The sequence below is a fragment of the Deltaproteobacteria bacterium genome, assembly GCA_017302835.1.
Taxonomy (GTDB): Bacteria; Bdellovibrionota; Bdellovibrionia; order Bdellovibrionales; family Bdellovibrionaceae; genus UBA2316.
The window spans coordinates 170,426-192,037 of record JAFLCC010000005.1 but is presented as its reverse complement, the minus strand read 5'-3'; the positions used below and the strand labels follow the sequence as shown (position 1 = coordinate 192,037).

The 21,612-nt window shown below is 40.3% G+C and carries 18 protein-coding genes; 9 read left to right on the top strand and 9 right to left on the bottom strand.

Going from position 1 to position 21,612, the window contains the following annotated elements:
* Positions 1 to 6: 6 nt before the first annotated feature.
* On the bottom strand, positions 7 to 1,080 hold the full coding sequence (locus J0M15_07465) for a hypothetical protein (protein ID MBN8536876.1): 1,074 nt from the start codon (positions 1,078 to 1,080) through the stop codon (positions 7 to 9).
* Between the two features lie 320 nt (positions 1,081 to 1,400).
* On the opposite strand from J0M15_07465, the gene J0M15_07460 reads away from it, so the two are divergent.
* On the top strand, positions 1,401 to 2,507 hold the full coding sequence (locus J0M15_07460; GenBank protein MBN8536875.1) for an ATP-binding protein: 1,107 nt from the start codon (positions 1,401 to 1,403) through the stop codon (positions 2,505 to 2,507).
* A gap of 29 nt (positions 2,508 to 2,536) precedes the next feature.
* Here J0M15_07460 and J0M15_07455 read toward each other — a convergent pair whose 3' ends face one another.
* Positions 2,537 to 3,769, bottom strand: coding sequence for an ammonium transporter (locus tag J0M15_07455; protein MBN8536874.1), 1,233 nt, complete (start codon positions 3,767 to 3,769; stop codon positions 2,537 to 2,539).
* A gap of 319 nt (positions 3,770 to 4,088) precedes the next feature.
* Here J0M15_07455 and pdxH point away from each other — a divergent pair, with 319 nt between their 5' ends.
* Positions 4,089 to 4,673, top strand: coding sequence for a pyridoxamine 5'-phosphate oxidase (gene pdxH, locus J0M15_07450; GenBank protein ID MBN8536873.1), 585 nt, complete (start codon positions 4,089 to 4,091; stop codon positions 4,671 to 4,673).
* 94 nt (positions 4,674 to 4,767) lie between these two features.
* A complete protein-coding gene (locus J0M15_07445; GenBank protein MBN8536872.1) occupies positions 4,768 to 5,595 on the top strand; it encodes a DUF4143 domain-containing protein in 828 nt (275 codons plus the stop codon).
* 57 nt (positions 5,596 to 5,652) lie between these two features.
* On the opposite strand, the gene pntB is transcribed toward J0M15_07445, so the two are convergent.
* Together pntB and J0M15_07435 are read right to left on the bottom strand one after the other, a co-directional pair.
* Entirely contained in the window at positions 5,653 to 7,065 is a 1,413-nt protein-coding gene (gene pntB, locus J0M15_07440; protein MBN8536871.1) for a Re/Si-specific NAD(P)(+) transhydrogenase subunit beta, read from the bottom strand.
* Positions 7,066 to 7,109: 44 nt separating this feature from the next.
* A complete protein-coding gene (locus J0M15_07435; protein MBN8536870.1) occupies positions 7,110 to 8,693 on the bottom strand; it encodes a Re/Si-specific NAD(P)(+) transhydrogenase subunit alpha in 1,584 nt (527 codons plus the stop codon).
* 152 nt (positions 8,694 to 8,845) lie between these two features.
* Here J0M15_07435 and J0M15_07430 point away from each other — a divergent pair, with 152 nt between their 5' ends.
* Positions 8,846 to 9,709: a DUF2799 domain-containing protein gene (locus tag J0M15_07430; GenBank protein ID MBN8536869.1), complete on the top strand. Its 864-nt coding sequence runs from the start codon at positions 8,846 to 8,848 to the stop codon at positions 9,707 to 9,709.
* A gap of 89 nt (positions 9,710 to 9,798) precedes the next feature.
* On the opposite strand, the gene ribA is transcribed toward J0M15_07430, so the two are convergent.
* From ribA to J0M15_07410, 4 genes are all read right to left on the bottom strand, one after another.
* Positions 9,799 to 10,404: a GTP cyclohydrolase II gene (ribA, locus tag J0M15_07425; GenBank protein MBN8536868.1), complete on the bottom strand. Its 606-nt coding sequence runs from the start codon at positions 10,402 to 10,404 to the stop codon at positions 9,799 to 9,801.
* Positions 10,405 to 10,406: 2 nt separating this feature from the next.
* On the bottom strand, positions 10,407 to 11,864 hold the full coding sequence (locus J0M15_07420; protein ID MBN8536867.1) for a cysteine--tRNA ligase: 1,458 nt from the start codon (positions 11,862 to 11,864) through the stop codon (positions 10,407 to 10,409).
* Positions 11,865 to 11,910: 46 nt separating this feature from the next.
* On the bottom strand, positions 11,911 to 13,404 hold the full coding sequence (locus tag J0M15_07415) for a glutamate--tRNA ligase (protein ID MBN8536866.1): 1,494 nt from the start codon (positions 13,402 to 13,404) through the stop codon (positions 11,911 to 11,913).
* Between the two features lie 154 nt (positions 13,405 to 13,558).
* Positions 13,559 to 14,056, bottom strand: a complete 498-nt coding sequence (locus tag J0M15_07410; protein MBN8536865.1) for a CarD family transcriptional regulator — start codon at positions 14,054 to 14,056, stop codon at positions 13,559 to 13,561.
* Between the two features lie 329 nt (positions 14,057 to 14,385).
* Here J0M15_07410 and J0M15_07405 point away from each other — a divergent pair, with 329 nt between their 5' ends.
* From J0M15_07405 to J0M15_07385, 5 genes are read left to right on the top strand one after another with little or no spacing between them, the layout of a single operon-like run.
* Positions 14,386 to 14,976 (top strand): MotA/TolQ/ExbB proton channel family protein, encoded by a 591-nt coding sequence (locus J0M15_07405; protein ID MBN8536864.1) that lies wholly within the window; start codon positions 14,386 to 14,388, stop codon positions 14,974 to 14,976.
* A 17-nt stretch (positions 14,977 to 14,993) separates the two neighbouring features.
* Entirely contained in the window at positions 14,994 to 15,416 is a 423-nt protein-coding gene (locus tag J0M15_07400) for a biopolymer transporter ExbD (protein ID MBN8536863.1), read from the top strand.
* Positions 15,413 to 16,084: a TonB family protein gene (locus tag J0M15_07395; protein MBN8536862.1), complete on the top strand. Its 672-nt coding sequence runs from the start codon at positions 15,413 to 15,415 to the stop codon at positions 16,082 to 16,084. Before J0M15_07400 ends, J0M15_07395 begins: the two co-directional genes overlap by 4 nt.
* Positions 16,084 to 18,408, top strand: coding sequence for a TonB-dependent receptor (locus tag J0M15_07390; protein MBN8536861.1), 2,325 nt, complete (start codon positions 16,084 to 16,086; stop codon positions 18,406 to 18,408). The genes J0M15_07395 and J0M15_07390 overlap by 1 nt, the downstream gene beginning before the upstream one ends.
* Before the next feature lies 1 nt (position 18,409).
* Positions 18,410 to 19,288, top strand: a complete 879-nt coding sequence (locus J0M15_07385) for a hypothetical protein (protein ID MBN8536860.1) — start codon at positions 18,410 to 18,412, stop codon at positions 19,286 to 19,288.
* Here J0M15_07385 and J0M15_07380 read toward each other — a convergent pair.
* Entirely contained in the window at positions 19,263 to 21,536 is a 2,274-nt protein-coding gene (locus J0M15_07380) for an aconitate hydratase (GenBank protein ID MBN8536859.1), read from the bottom strand. The two genes, J0M15_07385 and J0M15_07380, sit on opposite strands and share 26 nt — an antisense overlap.
* Between the last annotated feature and the right edge of the window lie 76 nt (positions 21,537 to 21,612).

Here is a 21,612-nt window from a genome sequence, read left to right as displayed (position 1 = left end):
CCCTCTTCAGAGCAAGTCCCTGTGAGTTCCCAATGGGGTCACATTGGCTAAATTAATAATGGAGTTAGCCAGTGGGCTATCAAAACTCAGACTGGGTGGAAAGTTATCATGAATGATGGATTGATTCAAACAGGGGCTTAGGTTCCCTGCCACATCTTGATATTTTACATAAACCGTATTTAAGGAGTTCGCATATGGCAAGGTCCAAGATCTTGAGCTCGCAAAGCTTTCCCATGCTCCTCCACTAGAACAAGTCGGCGAGTTCGTCACATACATCTTGGTTGCACCAAGACTTGCCAAGCTCAGGGTCACATTGAAATTTTTCGAATAAGAGGCACCGCCTTGGATAAGAAAACTATTGTTCGTTGGTGCCACTGTGTCCTTTGTAAGAGGAAATGTCGCCGTGGTTGTCGTATTTCCAGCAAGGTCTGTCTGCGTGAGACTCCATTGAAGTGGTCCATCCACTAAGAGATTCAGATTCAGGGTGACTGACCATGTTCCGCTGACACAAGTACTCGTCGCTCCGTAGGATCCATAAAGGCTCACCACTTGCCCCTCTTCAGAGCAGGTTCCACCAAGGGTTAAGGCATTTACATTATTCAAATTCACATAACTATTTGCTGCGGGGGAGGTGATAGCTACGGCTGGGGGCAGATTATCATGCAGGACAGAGGCTCCACCGACACAGGCTGATTCCTGAATCATGGTTTTTGTGCTGCTATTATCTACATATCGCACTTTAAAATAAATTTCATTCATTTGATTTGCAAGAGGGAGTGTGTAGTCCTTACTTGGAGCATAAGTTTCCCAAACGCCCCCGCTGGAACAGGTAGAATCAGTGGTGATATACATTTCTCCTGCCTGCTGAGCGGTCAGGTTAAGAGTCACTTGAGAGTTTTTTGTCAGGCTCAATCCCGAATTAATTTCAAGGGACATAGGCTCAAAATTAATTGCCTTCTCGGGCGTGGGAGTTGTCGGAGATGACGAAGCAGGTTGAACTACTTTTTCAGGTACCTTAGGAACGCAACCCAAAAGTTGCACAGTCAATACAGGTGCCAACAGCCAACGTCCTATTTTCATCTGAACACTCCTCTAGATTTTAGATCCTAATACTAGACCTTAATGCTAGACTTTGGATCGGATGTTTTTTGAAAAACTTAAACAAGAAATCAACGTGTTTTAGAAAAACTGAAGGAAATCGACGATCTTAATTTCAGACGAATCACTTTGATACATACTTTTTAACCCTGTATGATGTGGAAAATTTTAATTCTCAATGAGAAGGCGGTCGGTTGAATTTGACATAAATTGCGAAGCCTTAGAAGGACTTTTTTGGATACCTATCCAAAAAAGTCCAGAATTAATTGGACAGGTATCCAAAAAAGTCTATAGTAAAACTTATGGAAAGATACATAAAAAAGCAAATTCTAGAGGATTTGAATGAAAAAATGGTTTTACTCGCTGGTCCTCGCCAGGTTGGCAAGACAACCCTCTCTAAAATTCTAATGAAAAATTGTGACTATATGAATTGGGATATCGATGAAGATCGATCGCGAATTCTTGCCAAGGAGTTTCAGAAAAGTTCTCTTTGGGTGTTTGATGAAATTCACAAGTATAAAAAATGGCGAAATTACCTAAAGGGACTAGTTGATAAATTTCAATCGGATCAGAAAATTTTGGTAACAGGAAGTGCCAGGCTGGATATCTTAAGAAAAGGTGGTGACAGCCTTCAGGGTCGTTATCACTTTCTTCGATTAATGCCATTAACAGTGAATGAATTGAAACTTTCAAACAATCAAGACGTCCTAGACTTATATGAATTAAGTGGTTTTCCTGAACCTTATTTTAAAGCATCAAAGGTCGGCTGTAATCGATGGTCAAGATCTTATAGAGAGAGGATCGTTCGGCAAGAAGTTGCGTCGAACGAGCAATTTCATGATCTTGCGACAGTGGAGATTGTTTTTCAAAGACTGCCAGCATTGGTCGGTGGGCTATTTTCAGCAAATAGTCTGTCCGAAGACATTCAGGTGGATCAAAAAACCTTAGTTAAGTGGGTGAATGCCTTGGAAAGACTCTATGCTATCTTTAAGGTCTCGCCATTTGGACCACCAAAAATTAAGGCAATTAAAAAAGCACAAAAGATATTTTTTTACGATTGGAACGCAATTATAGAACCGGGGCATCGATTTGAAAATTTTGTGGCGGTTCACTTGTTAAAGTGGGTTTATTTTGAACAGGATGTTCAGGGTCGAGATTTAGACTTAAGGTTTTATCGTGACAAATATGATCACGAGGTTGATTTTATAATTTTAGAAAATAGCAAACCAGTGATGTTTATTGAAACCAAACTGACAGACCAAGAGACCTCAAAGGGCTTGCGCTATCTCAAATCAAAATATAAAAACGTGCGCGCCCTTCAAATTCACATTCTTGGGAAAAAGGAATATATCGATGGCAATGGAATCGAACATTGCCATTGCCTCAGACTTCTCAAAGAGTTGGTTTGAAAATACAAAGTGAAGAATTATTTGATTTTTTAAACGCGACCTTGGATTCCCATGGTTTCACCTATGTGCTCTCCATGTTGGTGAAGGTCTAAACCAATAGTCTCTGCCTCGATATCTATTTCTAAAGGTAAAATTTTGCGGATAAGACTAAATCCAAGATAAGAAGCCACCGCCGTGTAAGTAACAACGACAATCAAACCGATAAGATGGGCTTTGAGAGTGCTGGTATTACCTGCTATCAAACCCACATCTTGGGCCAGAACAGCCGTCATGATCATTCCGACAATTCCACCAATACCGTGACAAGGAAAAACGTCGAGGGTGTCATCAACTTCGGTACGAGATCTCAGCGCCACCACGTAATAAGCCGCTACGGAGGCAATGGTACCTATAAGAACACTTGACCCCACACTCACAAAACCAGCGGCAGGCGTAATTCCGACAAGGCCAATAACGGCTCCGATACAAGCTCCAAGAGCTGAGGGTTTTCCCTTTTTCCACCAATCGAGCAGTAACCACGTCAACATACCTGCTGCGGAAGCGGTATTCGTGGTTAAAAAGGCTTGTACAGCTTGAGAATTAGCCCCTAGTGCTGATCCTGAGTTAAAACCAAACCAACCAAACCATAGAAGACCTGTTCCTAGCATGACAAAGGGAATATTGCTTGGAATGTGTTCAGCGTTAGCTCGTTTTCTCATCATCAGCGCTGCGACGAGGGCGGCAATTCCCGCAGAAATATGAACTACCGTACCACCGGCAAAATCAAGAACTCCCATTTTCCTGAGGAAACCATCAGGATGCCAAGTCCAATGGGCGATAGGAGCATAAATAACTAAACTGAAAAATACCAGAAAAAGAAGATAGGCCTTGAAGCGGATTCTTTCGGCAAAGGCCCCAGAAACTAAGGCCGGTGTGATAATAGCAAACTTCATTTGAAAAAGAGCAAAGAGAGCAAATGGAATCGTGGCCGAGTAAACTGCATTGGGTGAAAATCCTACATTTTGAAAGCCAAGATAGGTCAAGGGATTTCCGATAATTCCACCCAAACTATCGCCAAAGGAAAGACTAAATCCAACAAGGACCCATAAAAGACTAACGACAGACATGGAAATAAAACTTTGAAACATGGTAGAGAGAAGATTTTTTTTACGAACCATCCCACCATAGAACATCGCTAAACCTGGAGTCATTAAAAGAACTAATCCCGTGGCAGTTAGAATCCAAGCCGTGTCACCAGAATTAATTAAATTTGTGTTATTCATATCACTAGCCTCATCTTTTGGTCCTCTCCTAACAATATGGCAGTCCCTTTATTGAGATTAAGCCAACTGTTGAAAATTTCTATACCCAAATTTTACTGAAAAAATTTTTAGACAGGCGAGTTCTTTGCATAATAATGTTTCATCATATGAAACGATTCCCAAGCAAAAAATAGCTGACTTTAAACTTTTGCAATTATTGGATTTAAACAAATTAGTATAAAAATATTTACAAAAGCAATAACAAATTGAAAAAATTAAATCAGTGACGGTAAAAATTCCTTATGTTAGAGCGTGCTTAAGAAGTCTGAGGAAACGATCCATGTCAAAAGTCATAGCACCAATTGATATTTTTAAAGAATGGTTTGAAGAAGCCAAAAAAAAAGAAGAAAGCTATCCTGAAGCTATAGCTCTAGCAACGGTTTCTTCTTTAGGCATGCCTGATGTGCGAATGGTCCTCATGAAGTCTTTTGATGAAAGAGGTTTCGTTTTTTTTACAAATTATCAGGGTAAAAAAGCTCAGGATATTGAGTTTTGTTCCCAGGCAACGATTTGCTTTTACTGGAAATCCTTACAAAGACAAATTCGTATTTCTGGAACCTTAGCAAAAACCTCTGGGCAAGAATCTGATGACTACTTCCAAACTCGTCCCCGCTTAAGTCAAATCGGCGCATGGGCCTCCAAACAAAGTGAAGTCATGAGCAGCGAATACGAATTAGAGAAACGAGTTGTTGAATTTACTTTAAAGTTTCATGTCGGCCCCGTTCCCCGTCCTCCTCAATGGGGCGGTTACCGATTGAGTCCCCAACGTTTTGAATTCTGGGAAGAACGCCCCTCCCGCATTCACCGCCGCAGAGAGTTCTTATTGAAAGATTCAGAATGGACCTCTTCATTTATATTTCCCTAAGGTCCCTTAAATCAGCCCAAGACCCCATTTAAGCTATTGAATAATAGCGGAGGTGGCGTGTATAAAAGAATTCTGAATTTAGACTCTATTCGGGGTGAATTTACTTGGTGGACGAGCTTCAAAGGTGCTGTTTCACCCTCTTGTTTTTCCGGAATTTGCAAATGATTTTAAATTTCATTCGAATTTTTTGTCACAACTTGAAAATGGGGGACTTCCGAGTGTCACACTGGCGAAGAACCCCAAACGGCGGTTGTCTGACTATGTGGGCTTATACCTTAAAGAGGAAATTCAAAATGAAAGCCTCGTGCGCTCATTGGATAATTTTTCAAGATTCTTAGATATTCTTTCTTTAGCCAATTCAGAGCAAGTGAATTTTAATGAGATCGGAAATGATGCTCAGGTAGCGCCGTCAACGGTACGCGACTACTATCAAATATTAGTCGATACTCTCATCGGTGATTTGGTTCCAGGTTTTACAAAAACGAAAAAAAGAAAAGCCATGTCGACAGCAAAATTTTATTTCTTTGATACGGGAGTAGCTCATTGTTTAACCCGTCGTTCAAGTCTAACTCCAGGATCAATTGAGTTCGGAAAGGCTGTTGAACACTATGTATATCTTCAACTAAAAGCGTATCTTTCATATAAGTTTAAGCCTCATGAAATTAACTACTGGAGATCCACTTCAAATTTGGAAGTCGATTTTGTCGTCCACCATGGAATCGAGGAAATTTTTGCCTTTGAGGTGAAAGCAGGAGTTAACCCAAACCAGTCGAAGGGGCTTCTTGCCTTGGCGGAAGAGTTTCCAATCAAAAGAAAAATAATTATTTGTTTAGCTGATCAACCAAGACTGACAGAATCGGGGATAGAAATCCTTCCCATGGATTTTTTTCTGAAGGAACTCTGGAAGGGAAAGATATTCTAAACCTTTTTGGGGAGGCACTCCCTTATTTTGAGTTGTTTAGAGTGTATTTGAAAAGCCTTAAAGAAACTTAAGTATCTCGTCCATTCTCACTTTGGCATCACCGAAGAGCATCCGGGTGTTCTCTTTGTAAAATAAAGGATTATCCACTCCTGCATAGCCAGGGGCCATACTTCTCTTTGAAACGATGGTTAGTTTGGACTTCCAAACTTCTAAGACCGGCATTCCTGCGATAGGGCTTGTAGGATCTTCAAGGGCAGCTGGATTGACTATGTCATTGGCGCCAATAATAATAACCATATCTGTACTGGGAAGATCATGATTAATTTCTTCCATTTCATAAACAATATCGTAGGGAACTTTGGCTTCCGCTAAAAGCACATTCATATGCCCTGGCATTCGACCAGCAACAGGATGAATTGCAAAACGTACGTTCATTCCCTTTTCCTTTAGCTTCCGAGTGATTTCATAGATAGTATGCTGAGCTTGGGCAACGGCCATTCCATAACCTGGAACAATCACCACATTTTTGCTAGTTAATAATTGATTGGCCACTTCCTCTGCCGACATGGCTGTCACCTCACCCTGTGGCTCCGTTGCTGTCGACGTCGAAAGAGCAGAGGCTGTGTTTTTATTTTCTGATCCAAATCCACCAGCGATAACGCTTATAAAACTTCGATTCATCGCTTTGCACATGATATAGCTGAGCACCGCTCCGCTTGAGCCAACTAAGGCTCCAGTCACAATTAATAAATCATTAGAAAGCATAAACCCTGTAGCCGCGGCCGCCCAGCCAGAATAACTATTTAACATGCTCACGACAACGGGCATGTCGGCACCACCAATGGCCATGACCATGTGAATACCAAAGAGAAGAGCCAGAACAGTCATTCCTGAAAGTACAAAAATTTTCATTTGAAAATCTTCAGTCCATAAAAAACAAACACCCAAAGCCAAGGCCATCAAACCTATGGCTAAGTTCATAAAATGCCTTCCTGGTAACAACAACGATTTTCCACTGAGCCGACCACTCAATTTTCCAAAGGCCACTACGGAACCGGAAAAAGTAACAGCACCGATCAAAACACCCAAATAAATTTCCATTTCATGAATGAGAAACCCAGACCCTTGAAAATTTTCGCCACTCGATTCGACAAAGCTATTATAACCCACCAAAACCGCGGCCAAGCCAACGAAGCTGTGTAAGATCGCTACAAGCTCTGGCATTTCTGTCATCTTAACTTTTTGCGCACCGACGTAACCAATCACACCACCTATCAATACCGCTGCAATTAAGAAACCTATTGATTGCACTTGGGGATTCAAAAAAGTAACTACCAAGGCCACAGCCATTCCTAGCATTCCATAATAATTACCTCGTCGCGCGGAAGACTGATGGCTAAGTCCACCTAAACTAAGAATAAATAAAACACTTGCTCCTAAGTAACTCGCTGTGAAAACACCTTCTGAAATCATCACCAATCTCCATTATTGAGAAATTATATCCATCAAATTAATTATTTTCGAAACATCTTTAACATTCTGTGTGTTACGGTAAAACCGCCCACAATGTTTATCGTGGCAACAAGGATGGCCAAACCCGCAAGAACTTGCACCACAACATGGCTCGAAGATATCTGTAAAAAAGCACCGATAGCAATAATTCCACTGATCGCGTTGGTCACGCTCATTAATGGCGTATGCAAAGACGCCGTCACATTCCATACCACCATGTATCCCACAAAACATGAAAGAACAAAGACCGTAAATCTCGCCAAAAATTCTGGAGGAGCCCATTGACCGACAACTAACAAAGTCACCGCACTCACGAATAAGGGAATAAGCAAAGACAACAAACTAGATTCTTTTACGGGTGCCTTACTTGAAGCTTGCGTTGAGGTGGAAGCCGGCGTTGATAATTTCGAATCATTTACAGCTTTTTGCACAGAAACCATGGATGGCGGCGGCGGTGGTGGCCACAGAATCTCCCCTGCATTGACGATGGTGGCCCCTCGTAAAACTTCGTTCTCTAGGTTGATATGGATCACGCCATCTTTTTTTGGAGTCAGTTCTTCTAATAAACGCCACAAATTACTTGCATACAATTGACTGGATTGTTTTGCTAAACGACTTGGCAGGTCCGTATACCCAATCAAAGTCACTCCATTTTTTATCACCACTTTTCCTGGTTCTGTGAGCTCGCAATTTCCACCTTGCTCAGCTGCTAAATCCACAATCACACTTCCAGCTTTCATCGACTTGACCATCTCTTGAGTGATCAGCGTCGGGGCTTTTTTCCCAGGGATCAAAGCGGTGGTAATAAGAATATCGACTTCCTTTGCCTGCTGGGCAAAAAGTTCCATCTCTGCTTTGATAAAGGCTTCGCTCATTTGTTTAGCATAACCACCTTGACCCGTGCCTTCTTCAATAAAATTTAATTCTAAAAATTCAGCCCCCAGGCTCTTCACTTGATCCTTCACTTCAGGACGTGTATCAAAGGCTCGCACCACAGCGCCGAGACCACTTAGGGTGCCCATCGCTGCTAAACCAGCAACCCCAGCACCAATCACTAAAGCCTTAGCTGGAGGGACTTTCCCAGCTGCCGTTATTTGACCGGTAAAAAATCTTCCGAAATGATGAGCCGCTTCGATGACGGCACGGTAACCAGCAATATTTGCCATGGAACTTAAGGCATCCATTTTTTGAGCTCGAGAAATTCTTGGAATGCAATCCATCGCCAGGACATGGGCTTTACTTGCTGCTAATTTTTTTAACAATTCAGGGTTCTGACCTGGCCAAACAAAACAAATCAAGGTCTGACCTTTCTCTAGAAGCTCCACTTCATTTTTTCCAAGCTGAGCATTCATCTCGGGCGCACGCACTTTCAGGATCAGCTCTGCCTGCTTCCATAAACTGAGGGAGTCAGAAATGATTTGGCAGCCCGCCTTCTCATAATCTTCATTCAAAATATCAGATAAAACTCCCGCATCTCTTTCAACAAGTATTGAAAATCCTAGTTTTATCATTTTCTCTGCCACATCAGGGGTCAGTGCCACTCGTTTTTCACCTGCATGTATTTCCCTAGGTATGCCAATTTTCATTTCTCATCTCCCTATTTCATCCTCTCCTTTAATACATACATTCATTGAAGGCAAAAAACATAATTGATTCCTCGTTTTTAGTGTGGCGTGCCGAGAAAATTTGACAGCTCTCTAAAATCTCTGCAAGATTTTTGAATCATTAGGAGCTATCCGTGGAACAATTTAAAATAAGTCTGAGTACTAAAATTTTGCTACCTCTATTATTAACCCATTTATTTTTTAATTTAGGCTGCTCTAGCTGGGCCCTTAAAGATAAATGTGAAAACACAAATTGGTTTGAATACTCGCAAAATATTGCGTTTCAAGGGAAGTACCTTGAAGAAGATGCCTTTGTTAAAGACTGCAAAGGCGTTGATCGCATCAATGCCACACAAATAGATCAAGGATTTAAATTAGGCCGCGAAAAAATGTGTGGTTACGATGAAATCTATAAACGAGCCCTTCAAGGACAACCTGTTTTTTTTAAATTTTGTGATGGTCTTGAGCCCAGCTTGATGAAAAAACGGTTTGCAGAGGGATTAATCATTTTTTGCACTCAAGAAAAAGGCTACTCTTATGGTAAATCGGGGCAAGTCTACCAAAAAGTTTGCAATGCCAAACAAGAAGTTGATTTTCTACCAGGGTATTTTCAAGGACGAAAAGAATATTTGACTCAATTTATTGTTGATAAAAAAGAATTTGAAACGAATCAATCCCATTTACTTGAAGGTCTTGAAATCAGTGAAAATAATGTCTCCCGTGCCTACTCTTCAATTCCTAACCTCTTGCAGTGCCACGTTGTAAATGTTTATAACCAAGCACTTAAAAGAGATGAGAGCAAAAATGTCTGCTCGGAACCAGGGTATATCATGCGCCAGAGAACTTCACTTTTTGAATCTTTATCTACCGCCAGATCCCAAACCCACTCGGCAAGAAAAACTTTAACTGAAACCCGCGACAAAATTCTATGGGCCCAGCATGAACTATCTGTTCTTCCAATAATACCATCAAAAATCACTGAAGTCCCAAATCGCTAACATGGTTGGGCACATTAGAGACAAGTCCTTCTCTTTGCCCAACGGTTGGGCAAAGAGAACGAGGAGTTGAGGCATAGGCGTACCCCCTATTAAAACTTAATCGAGTGGCCTTTTTTATCGACTTTAGCTTGGAGGTAACTTCGGTTATGAGGGTTTACAAATACCTTGGTTGCCGTTCTTTCCGTAATGAGAATACCCAAATCCTTAAGCTGTTTTTCCTTATCAGGGTTATTACTCAGTAATCTAATGGATTTAATTCCCAAAGCTTTGATCATTTGGGCTGCTACCGAGTAATTTCGACTATCTTCGTTCAAACCTAATTTGACATTGGCTTCGAAGGTATCACTCCCCAAATCTTGAAGGGCATAAGCTTCTATTTTATCATACATACCAATACCTCGACCTTCTTGCCTTAGATAAAGAATAGCTCCGCCCTCCGCTTTAATTTTTGTTAAAGCTTCATTTAACTGATCTCCACAATCACAACGCTTCGAACCAAAAACGTCACCTGTTAAGCATTCAGAATGCAGGCGGACTAACACATTCTCTTTAGAACAAACCTCACCAGAGATAATGGCTAGATGCTCTCTTTCATCTAATAAGCCCTTAAAAGAAACAAAATTAAAATCTCCATGTTTTGTAGGAACCTGAATCATTGTTTTAATTTCGGCATCAGGAAGAGATTTAAGATTCATTTTTATTTAGTCACTTCCCAGTAAGTTCCTTCTGGAGTGTCACTGATCGAAATCCCCATGGAATTCAATTTATCTCTTAACTCATCTGATTTTTGATAATCTTTCATTTGCCGAACTAAAGTTCTTTCCGCGACAATTTCCTTTACCAATTTAATATCTATTTGATTTAGTTCTATCAATTTTTGATCTAAGAAATCTAAAAAAATGATTGGATCTTCATTAAATAAAGCAATCAGTTTCCCAACTTTATGAAAAAAAATCTGAAATTGCTGACACTTCTCTACTAAGGCGGGCGCAGGTTTCAAGCCCCTCTTGATGGTTTGATTGAAATTTTTCATCACTTCGTAAATCACGGCCATCATTTCTGCAGTGTTAAAATCATCACTCAAAACAAAAATAATTTTCTGCCATGCCTTCGCTAAATCGCTTGCCTCGTTCAGGATTGCTGACTCTTGAATCGAATAATCAGGAGAGTAACTTTTAGCAAGGGCAAGGCTAGAATAGATTTTAGCAAGACTCGAAATACTTCTATTTATAGTTTCTTCACTGAAATCACCAACCGTTCGATAATGAACCGACAGGATAATAAACTTATAAATTTCTGGATGATATTTCTCTGTAAATTGCCGTAAAGAAATAATATTTCCCAGAGACTTACTCATTTTTTGTCCGGAAAAATTCAGCATCTGCCAATGAATCCAGTACTTCACGAAGGACTTATGACTGCAGCCTTCGGATTGAGCGATTTCATTTTCGTGATGTGGAAAAATCAAATCACTCCCCCCGCCATGGATATCAATTTGATCGCCGAAAATATTTTCAATCATTGCCGAACATTCAATATGCCACCCAGGACGCCCTGCCCCCCATGGAGAACTCCAACTAGGCTCACCGGGTTTTGCGGACTTCCAAAGGGCAAAATCAAGAGGGTTTCTTTTTTTCTCATCCACTTCAACCCGGGCTCCCGCCAATAACTCTTCCGTATTTCTGCCACTTAATTTTCCGTAATTTTGAAATTTTTCAATAGAGAAAAAAACATCGCCATTTTGAACATAAGCTGTTTTATTTTCAATCAGCTGAGAGACCATCTCCTGTATGGCTTCCATGTTTTCTGTCACTTTTGGATTATAATCATGGGGCCGTAAACCTAAAATCTGAAAATCTTTTTTGTACTCATGGATATAATTTTCTGAAACTTCAGAAGAAGGTAATTTTAGCTCATTGGCCTTCTTTATAATTTTGTCATCCACATCTGTAAAATTAAGAGCAAACTGAACCTGATAGCCAATCTCTTCTAAATAATTTCGAATGAGATTAAACACAACTGGCCCTCTAAAGTTTCCCACATGTAAAAAGTCATAGACCGTGGGACCACAGACGTAAATTGTCACGTGAGGAGGATTCAAGGGGACAAATAATTCTTTTTTTTTCGTTAAACTATTAAAAATTTTCAATTCCATCTTCTTAGATATTTCCATATAAATAAAATGAGTAAAGCACTTCCAATTAATTAAGGTTAGAGATAATTTTTTCTGCCCGATGAACCAAAGATTTTTTATTCATTAAAGGGACAAGTATTTTCAACTCTGTACCGTGGGGCTTGCCGATAACAGCCACTCTCATCGGCATAAATAAAAATTTACCCTTTACTTGAGACTTGGTTTTCACCTCATCCTGAATTTTTAAAAAATCCTCCTCGGTATAATTTTCTTTGGGATTATTTTCCAAGACTTCCTTCCATGTTTTAATAACCAAAAGTGAGCTGGGCCAATCAGTAACTTCTTTGGATTCTGGCAATAATTGGAAAAAATGATCATCCAAAAGCTTGAAAGACTCAACCGCATCCATCAAGGTCTCTAAATACGGCTTAAAAACTTTTAGTGATTGGCATTGCCATTCTTTATCTTGAAGAAATTGAACCTTATTTTGAATTAAGAAGGGTTCTATGAGGCTCCATAACTCTGGCTCTGGCATGGCTCTGAGATGTTGTGAGTTCACCCATTTTAATTTCACTCTATCAAAAATGGCCCCCGAAGAATGCAATCGATCGGTTGAAAAGGACTCCTTCATTTCTGCCAAGCTTAAGATTTCCTTTTCTTCAGGGTGAGACCACCCCAGCAAGGCAATAAAATTAAGAATGGCCTCTGGCAAGTAACCTTCCTCCCTAAATTGATGGCAACTCGTTGCTCCCTTTCTTTTCGATAGTTTTTGACGATCTTCATCCAGAACTAAGGACACATGGCCAAACTGAGGGGTTTCCCATGCCATCGCTTCATAAATCATTAACTGTCGTAAAGTGTTGGAAAGATGTTCCTCAGCCCTTAAGACATGGGAAATTTTCATAAAATGATCGTCCACGACACAACAAAAATTATATACCGGCATGCCATCGGATCTTAACAGTACAAAATCGCCTACCATATCCGATGGAAAAGTGACCTCCTGACGGATGAGGTCCTGAAAAACATAGTCTTTTTTTAAATTCCTTGTTTTAAATCTGACAACGGCCTTTGAGCCTTTTTTTAGTTCGGCCTGGGCCTGTTCCAGTGTCCAATTCTCATAAGGGCTCTGAACATGAAGTTGCCCGACATCACTTGATGATTCCTGATTTTTTAATTCTTCTCGTTGTTTTTCAATTTCCTCATCGGTAAGAAAACAGTAATAAGCTTGCCCTTTTTTAAGCAGCTCTTGAGCGACTTCCTGATAAATTTTCTGCCTCGCTGATTGCTTGTAGGGACCAAAGTTTCCCCGTTCAACGAGTGTTTTAGAATCGGGACCCTCTTCCCACGTCAACCCCAACCATTGCAAATCTTCAAGAACCATTCGCAGGGATTCAACACTCGAACGTGCCTCATCGGTATCTTCAATGCGAATGATAAAATCACCTTGATTTTTTCGAGCGTACAAAAAATTATATAGAGCTGTTCTTGCTCCGCCGACATGAAGGTAACCCGTAGGGGAAGGGGCATACCGAACACGAACTTTTTCAAATGTACCCATTTTTATATTAGATTTCATTATAGCTGTTGTCATAGCTAGGTATAATAATATTATTATTATTTAGAGCTCAACCTATTTATTTAACCTAAATAACCTAATAAGGCTATTTAGGCTATTTAGGTTTTACTTATAAAATTTATTTTCTATTTTATTTCTATTTATCATTCAGACCGAAGATGTCTTTGACGTCCTCTTGATTGAAAAGTTCTTCTTCAGAGGTGGCTAGAGTTAGCTCTTTAAACAAAAGAGTCCTAGCTGTATCGAGCATTTTTCGCTCACCAAAACTTAATTCTTTATCAATTTTTAAAACAAACAAATCTCGTAAAACTTCAGCTATTTCATAGACGGAGCCAGTTTTGATTTTTTCCATGTACTCACGGTAACGGCGATTCCAGGTTTGGTTATCTATTTTAACATCCCTCTCTTTCAGGATGCCAACCACTTTAGAGGCTTCTTCTTTGCTGATAATGGGCCTTAAACCCACTGATTTAACATTGTCCTTTGGAATCATGATCTTCATTCCAGTTTCAAAGATTTGAACTGAATAAAAAGTTTGTTTATTTCCAAGAATTTCTTTAACCTCAATAGACAGAATACGCCCAACACCATGTCCTGGATAAACTGCATTTTCGCCAACTTTAAATCCGTTCATGAAACCTTCTTTCAAAAGATCATTAACAAGATGCAAGTTCTATCACGTTTGACACAATTTATCAATCAATAGTCTAAAAAAATGAAAAGATTACTCTAGATTTTTGAATTGTAGACAGTCATGTCATAACAAATAAGGGCCATCGTCTATTTAATTGGCAATTCAGAACGCCGCGTGAGCAGTCAAAAATAACTTAACAGCAAGTCTATTTTAACCAATGATCAAATTTAGTAACTGATTTAAAGAGCTTGTCACCAAAATGCCCAACGAAGTAGATGACCTTTTGGTGACAGGCTCTTAAAAAACAATAATCCACAAAAGGGGATAAATTGGAAGCTCTTATATTCATTACAGATATTGTTGAAAAATTGATTCTGCTCTTAATGTTTGGATTGTCTGTTTGGTCTATCTCCATCATGATTGATCGAAAACGTTTTCTTAGTGTTGAAAACCAAGACGAAGATTTTGCTGTTCTCAAAAAAGAAATTGCTGAGCATAACTTTTCTGGGGTTGAAAAAATTTGCTCTCAGGGCTCTTCTTTTTTAAAAAGAGCCCTGACTGTCGTCTTTAGAGCTGGAAAAAATCCTGAGTTTATCGACCGTGCCTTGATCTCCCACCTCAAAGAAGAAAAAATTCACCTAGAAAAAGGCTTGGTAGTCCTAGGAACCCTAGGCGCCAACGCTCCCTTTATTGGACTTTTTGGAACGGTTCTAGGCATTATTAGATCCTTCGCCCATCTGGGGAGCCAATCAGGATCTGCCGCAGTGATGAGTGGCGTTTCACAAGCCTTGTACGCCACCGCCATGGGACTTTTTGTCGCCATACCTGCAGTTATAGCTTATAACATTTTCTCTAAAAAAATTAAGGACCTGCAAAACAAAGTAGAATCACTCAAAGACCTCTACATCTCAAAACTGTAACTACTGGAGGAAACCTAATGGCTGCATCCAATGAAGAATCGCACAATGAAGGTATCATGACGGCCATCAATATCACACCCTTTGTGGATGTGGTCTTAGTCCTATTAGTGATTTTTATGGTCACGGCACCCATGTTGGTCAAAGATATTCTTGAATTACGCCTGCCTAAAACCAAAACTGGAGATGGCCAAATGATGCAAACTCTTGGCGTGGCCGTAAACAAAGATGGAAATATTTTACTCAATGGGCAACTGACCGACGAAGCGGGGCTTTCTGAGGCTACGAAGTTGTCTCTGGCAGAGAACCCACAGGCTCAAGCCCTTATCAGCGCTGACAAAGAAGCCTCCTATGGCAAAGTGGTCAAAGTAATTGATATTTTAAAAACCGCTGGATTAGAAAAATTTGCCGTACAAATTGAAAGAGAAGAGAAAAAACCATGACTGTTCCATTTTGGAAAGGTTCTCTGAATTGGAAAAGTCCGCTGACTCTTTCATTGGTTATTCATTTTAGTTTTGTTATCTTGCTCGTTGGCTTAAATTTAAAACCCACCATCAAAAAAATTTCTGTCCCGTTTGAAGTTTATGATTCACCAAAAGTCGTTTCCAAAACCTTAAATTTAGAAACTCCTAAAACTCAAAAAGCTAAACCACCTCCACCGAATTTGGATACCAAGCCTGTTTTTGGGGTTTCCAGGAAAGCGATATCGACAACGACGAGTTCAGAAACCACTGCCGAAGTTAAATTAGGAAATACGATAGCTAAAGAACAAGATAATTTAAGTCTGGATCCAAAAGACCAAGATTCTATACCTATTCCTGCCGATGATTACCTCGTTTCCAGCATGCCCCAATTGGTTTCTGAAGTCAGAATTCCCTATCCTGAAGCTGCAAAAAAAGCTGGAGTTGAAGGACCTGTGAACATGGACCTCCTCATCGATGACCAGGGGCAAGTTAGACAAGTCATCTTGATTAATGGACCTGGATTTGGTTTAAATGAGGCGGCTCTATCGGCAATTAAAAACTTTCGTTTTAGACCCGCAAAAATAAAGGATCAGTCTGTTGCTGTTAGAATTCGTTACACTTATAGATTTATTTTGGAGAATAGATAATGAAAAAAACTTTACTAATATTTTTATATTTTATATTCTTTTTTTTCAACATTTCATCTGCCGAGGAGTCCACTCTTAAAAATGAGTCACTAAAATTCCATGGTGTTTTAATTGAAAAAGGAACAAATAACCCACTAAAAGAAGTTTCTGTATTCTTACTCCCTTTAAAACTTAAAACAGTGACCGATACCCAGGGTCGTTTTAAATTCGATATTCCTAGGGATTCTAACTCCCAATCTATTACAAACACTCATTCTCAAAGTAAAACTGAAGATGACTATCAACTTGTTGTCAACGTCAGTGGTTATAAAAAATTTGAACGGGTCCTAGATAGCTCCGACTCAGACACCTCTTTAAAATTATTCATTGAAAAAGAATCTTATTTGGGATTTGAAACCAGGGTGATAGGGCAAAAACAAAAAAGAGACCAGACTCAAAAAACCCTCACCCAGGAACAATTTCTGGCGATGCCTGGCAGTGGAGGCGATCCCATCAAAGCGGTTCAAAATTTGCCCGGTGTTAACAGAGTTCAAGGGTTTTCCTCCCAGGTCGTCATCCAAGGAGGCGAACCGAAAGATACTTCCTATTCTTTGGAGGGGCATGAAATACCTATCGTTTTTCACTTCGGAGGCTTATCTTCGGTTGTCATGCCGGAAGCCTTAGAACAAGTTGATTATTTATCTGCTGGTTATGGCGCTGAAAACTCGAGGGCTACCGGTGGAATTATCAATTTAAAAACCAAAATCCCCAATTCTGGAGATCGTTCTAAAAAATCTTTTTTCTTTGCGGATAACCTTAAGATTGGCGGACTTTATGAAAGTACGGTGGATCCTGAGACCTCTTATTTGATCAGCGCGAGAGCCAGTTACATTGGTCTTTTTCTTCAACAAGTTGCCAAAAATCAAGAAGACGCCAATTTAACTGTAGCTCCTGAATTTTACGATGTTACCGGAGTCTATCATAAAAAAATTAATTCAAAGGATGAGTTTAATTTGGTCAGTGTCGCTTCCAGAGACATTTTGTCCTTTGTATTAAAAGAGCCTGTCAAAACGGACCCATCCTTTCGCGGAACTTTTTACAATGAAACGCAGTTTTATCGTTTCATTCCTAGTTGGTCGCGAAAATTAGAAGACAATAATTCCCTAAAATTCTCCGCAGGACTGGGTCAGAATCAAGTCCTCATTGATCTGGGACAACAATATTTCAACTTGCAATCTGATATTTTAAGTTTGCGAGGTGAGTACGAGCATTCTTTCAACTCTGATTGGATTTCTCAATGGGGAGTGGACAACATCTATGGCCAAGCCAAGGTAAAAATAAAACTGGTTCAGCCTCGAAGCGAGGGAGGAGTGAGCAATCCATTTGCTTCCAGCGAGGTGAAAGAACGAAATATCACCGGGAAAATTAGCAATATTGGAATCTACAACCGTCATGAAATCAATTCGGGTCAATGGACTTATGTTCCGGGACTGCGCGTAGATAAGTTTACCCTCACCAAGGAAACCTTTCTATCTCCTAGATTGGCGGCAAAATGGAAAATCCAAGAGGATCTACTTCTCAAAGCTGCAAGCGGCCTTTATTTTCAACCACCTGAACCCCAAGAACAGGATCAGAGCTTTGGAAACCCAGACATCAAGTCCCCCAGAGCTATTCATACCAGCCTCGGTTTTGAAAAAGACTTCAGAAAAAATGCGAAGGATGGCTTTACCTGGCAAACTCAATTTTTTGATAAGTGGCTGGATCGCTTAGTGATCCAATCCTATGCGAAAGTAGAACGAGAGGGTATCCTTTATTCTGAAAATTATAATAATCAAGGAGCTGGCCGCTCTTACGGCATTGAGAATCAACTTAAATGGAATGATGATACCTGGGATCTTTGGTTGAGCTATACCTGGAGTGAAAGCTTCAGATGGAATCCCCTCGTCGCTTCTTACAAACATGCCTATGACCAAACTCATAATTTAAATCTCGTAACCTCAAAGAAATTAGGAAATAATTGGAAAATCTCTAACCGTTTCCGCTATGTCACTGGAAACCCTTTAACCCCTGTTGTTTCAGGAACTTTTGATACGGATAATGACGTCTACATCCCTACTCGTGGAAGTTTATATTCTGAACGCTATAAAGATTTTTACCAATTAGATTTGCGAGTTGATAAAAAATGGATCTTGAACGAAGAAATTTGGACTCTTTATTTAGACATTCAAAATATTTTAAATACAAAGAACCCTGAATCTATTGAGTATTCTTATAATTACTCACAAAAAGAATTTATCACGGGACTCCCCCTGCTCCCCGCTTTTGGAATCAAAGGAGAATTTTAAAATGTATCCGAGCCTTCTTATTTTCTGTGTTCTTTTTCAGTGTTTATTTATTTTAACGACGGGTTGTACAAAGTCTCAACTTCCAAAGTATGTCGAGCTGGATCAACTGCGTGTACTTACTCTCATTGCTGATAAACCTGAAGTGGGCCCAGGAGAGACGGTCACCATCACTCCTGTCATTTCGGATATCAAAGAAACTGCCAGCCTCACCTATGAGGCCTATGGCTGCATTGATCCTGGAGTTTCCGCAGGAGCCAAAGCCACCTGTGATAACAACTCAACGCAAATTCTGCTGGGTCAAGGGACCATCACCTCTGCCACCAGTTCCGAGATGTCTCAAAATTTTAGCGGGAGCGCTCCCAGCTTCACTTTAAATATTCCAGCAAGCTCCGTTATTTTTTCACAACGATCTTCTATGGATCAGTTTAATGGTGTTAGTTATTTGGTTACTTATAAAGTTTCTAATACCTCTGGACAAAATGTCCTTAGTTTTAAACGAATTCTTGTAAGTAATAAAAGTTCATCCGATAAAAATACAAATCCAGTAGTCCAAAATATTTTGAGCCAAGGACAAGCCTTAGGGGTAAATAACTTTCCACTCAATGGGAAATTTTCTTTACAAATGGAGTTAGTCACGGGAGCGGCCCAAAGCTATCAAGTACAACTAGACGATGGCTCTTTCTCCACGCGAACAGAGGAAATAACGACAACCTGGTTTATTACAGATGGATCATTGAAATACTATCGTTCAAACGCCCAAGATACAAACGAGTTCACCGCCCCAGAAGCTCTTAATAGCCAACGAAAAAGCTTTCTCTTTTCAGTCACTAGAGACTCCCGAGGGGGTGTCAGTGTTAAGAGAGTGTGTGGCGGCTGCTGATTAAATTCAAGGCGCTTCCAGCTTTAAACCATTTAATTTGTTCATCGTTATAAGTGTGTTTGAGATCAATGGACTCTTGCTTCCCATCCTTATGCTGAATGACTAGTTTAACAGGTTTTCCTGGAGACATCGAATTCAATTCAACAAGATCCAAGGAATCGTCCTCGCGAAGCTTGTCATAGTCTGCAGTATTCATAAAATGAAGAGCTAGCACTCCTTGTTTCTTCAAATTAGTCTCATGAATTCGAGCAAAGGATTTGGCAATAACGGCAGTACAACCTAGAAACCGAGGCGACATGGCCGCATGTTCTCGAGAGGAGCCTTCTCCATAATTTTCATCGCCAACAATAATCCATCCTCTTCCTTGCTTTTGATAATTTCTAGCAATTTTAGCAAACTCAATTCCTGTCTCGTTAGTTAATTGATTTTTCCCCTTACCTATCTCTCCAGTGAAAGCATTATCCGCTCCTAAGAGCATATTGTTTGAAATATTATCCAGATGCCCACGGTATTTTAACCAAGGCCCTCCGGGAGAAATATGATCCGTGGTGCATTTGCCCTTGGCTTTAGCTAAAATAAGCTGCTGAGAATAATCCTGACCATTCCATTTGGTAAAAGGTTTTAGTAATTGCAGCCTGTCAGAACTGGGTGCCACTTTCACATCGGCACTTTTACCAAGAGGTTTCTGGTACCCATGCGTGTCCGCTACAAAACCTTTAGAGGGAAGCTCCGGAGCTTCTGGAGCGATGAGTTTGACTTTACCTTTGGGGCCAACCAACTCGTCTGTTAAGGGATTAAAATCAATTCTACCGGCTAATCCCAAGGCCATTACCACCTCTGGAGAGGCAATAAAAGCTAAGGTCTCGGCATTAGCATCGTTTCTCCCTCTGAAGTTTCGATTGAAGGAAGTCACAATAGTGTTTTTCTCTCCCGACTTCACATCATCCCGTTTCCATTGCCCGATACAAGGTCCACAGGCATTTGCTAAAACCGTAGCACCCACATCATTAAAAGTTTTCATTTGTCCATCACGCTCGATGGTGTTTTGAATTTGTGTCGACCCAGGAGTTACTAGGAAGGGCTGATTCATCTTGATCCCCACTCCCATCGCTTGCTGGGCCACAAAAGCCGACCTGCCAATATCCTCATAGGAAGAGTTGGTACAGGAGCCAATCAAAGCTGAAGAAATTTTTGTAGGCCATCCCTTCTCCTTCGCTTCCTTGGCCAAGGCCGAAATAGGCCGAGCTAAATCAGGCGTGTGAGGACCCACCAAGTGGGGTTCCAAAGTTGATAAATCGATTTCATAGACTTCATCAAAATATTTTTTCGGATCAGCAACCACTTCACTATCAGCCATTAAAATATTTTTATTTTGATCAGCCACTAATGCCAATTCAGTTCTGTTCGTCATCTTGAGATAAGCAGACATTTTTTCATCGTAAGGAAATACCGAACACGTGGCTCCCAACTCGGCTCCCATATTAGCAATCGTTGCTTTTCCAGTGCAGGAAATAGAAGTGGCTCCTTCACCAAAATACTCAACTATTTTATCGGTTCCACCTTTCACTGTTAACATCCCACAAAGTTTTAAAATCACATCTTTTGCCGAGGTCCAGCCCTTCATTTTCCCCTTAAGATGAATCCCAATTAATTGAGGGTTTTTTACTTCCCAAGCAAGACCTGCCATCACATCCGAAGCATCAGAGCCCCCAACTCCCACGGCACACATTCCCAAACCACCCGCATTGGGTGTATGAGAATCGGTTCCAATCATCAAACCACCAGGGAAAGCGTAGTTTTCTAGAAGAACTTGATGAATGATCCCAGCGCCTGGTTTCCAAAATCCAATATTGTATCGTGATGAAGAGGACGCTAGAAAGTTATAAACCTCTTCATTGGCACTCATGGCTGAGTTCATGTCTTTTTCTTTTCCTACATGGGCCTGAATTAAATGATCACAATGAACCGTCGTTGGAACCGCCGCTTCTTCTTTGCCCGCAAGCATGAATTGCAAGATCGCCATTTGCGCAGTGGCATCTTGCATCGCCACTCTGTCTGGTCTGAGCAACAAGAAACTAGACCCTCGAACCAACTCTTGATTTTGTGGGTCATCTAAATGGCCATAGAGAATTTTTTCAGCCAAAGTGAGAGGTCGATTTAGCCTTTTACGAACCACTTTCAATCTGTCATTTATATTTTGATAAACGCTTTTCACTAATTCGGGAGTTGTTTCAATTTTTGAAGACATTTTAAAAACCTTTCTTTTAATTAAACTATTCTATTTATATAAATATATTTAAACCTATATTTTAATTTAAATCTAA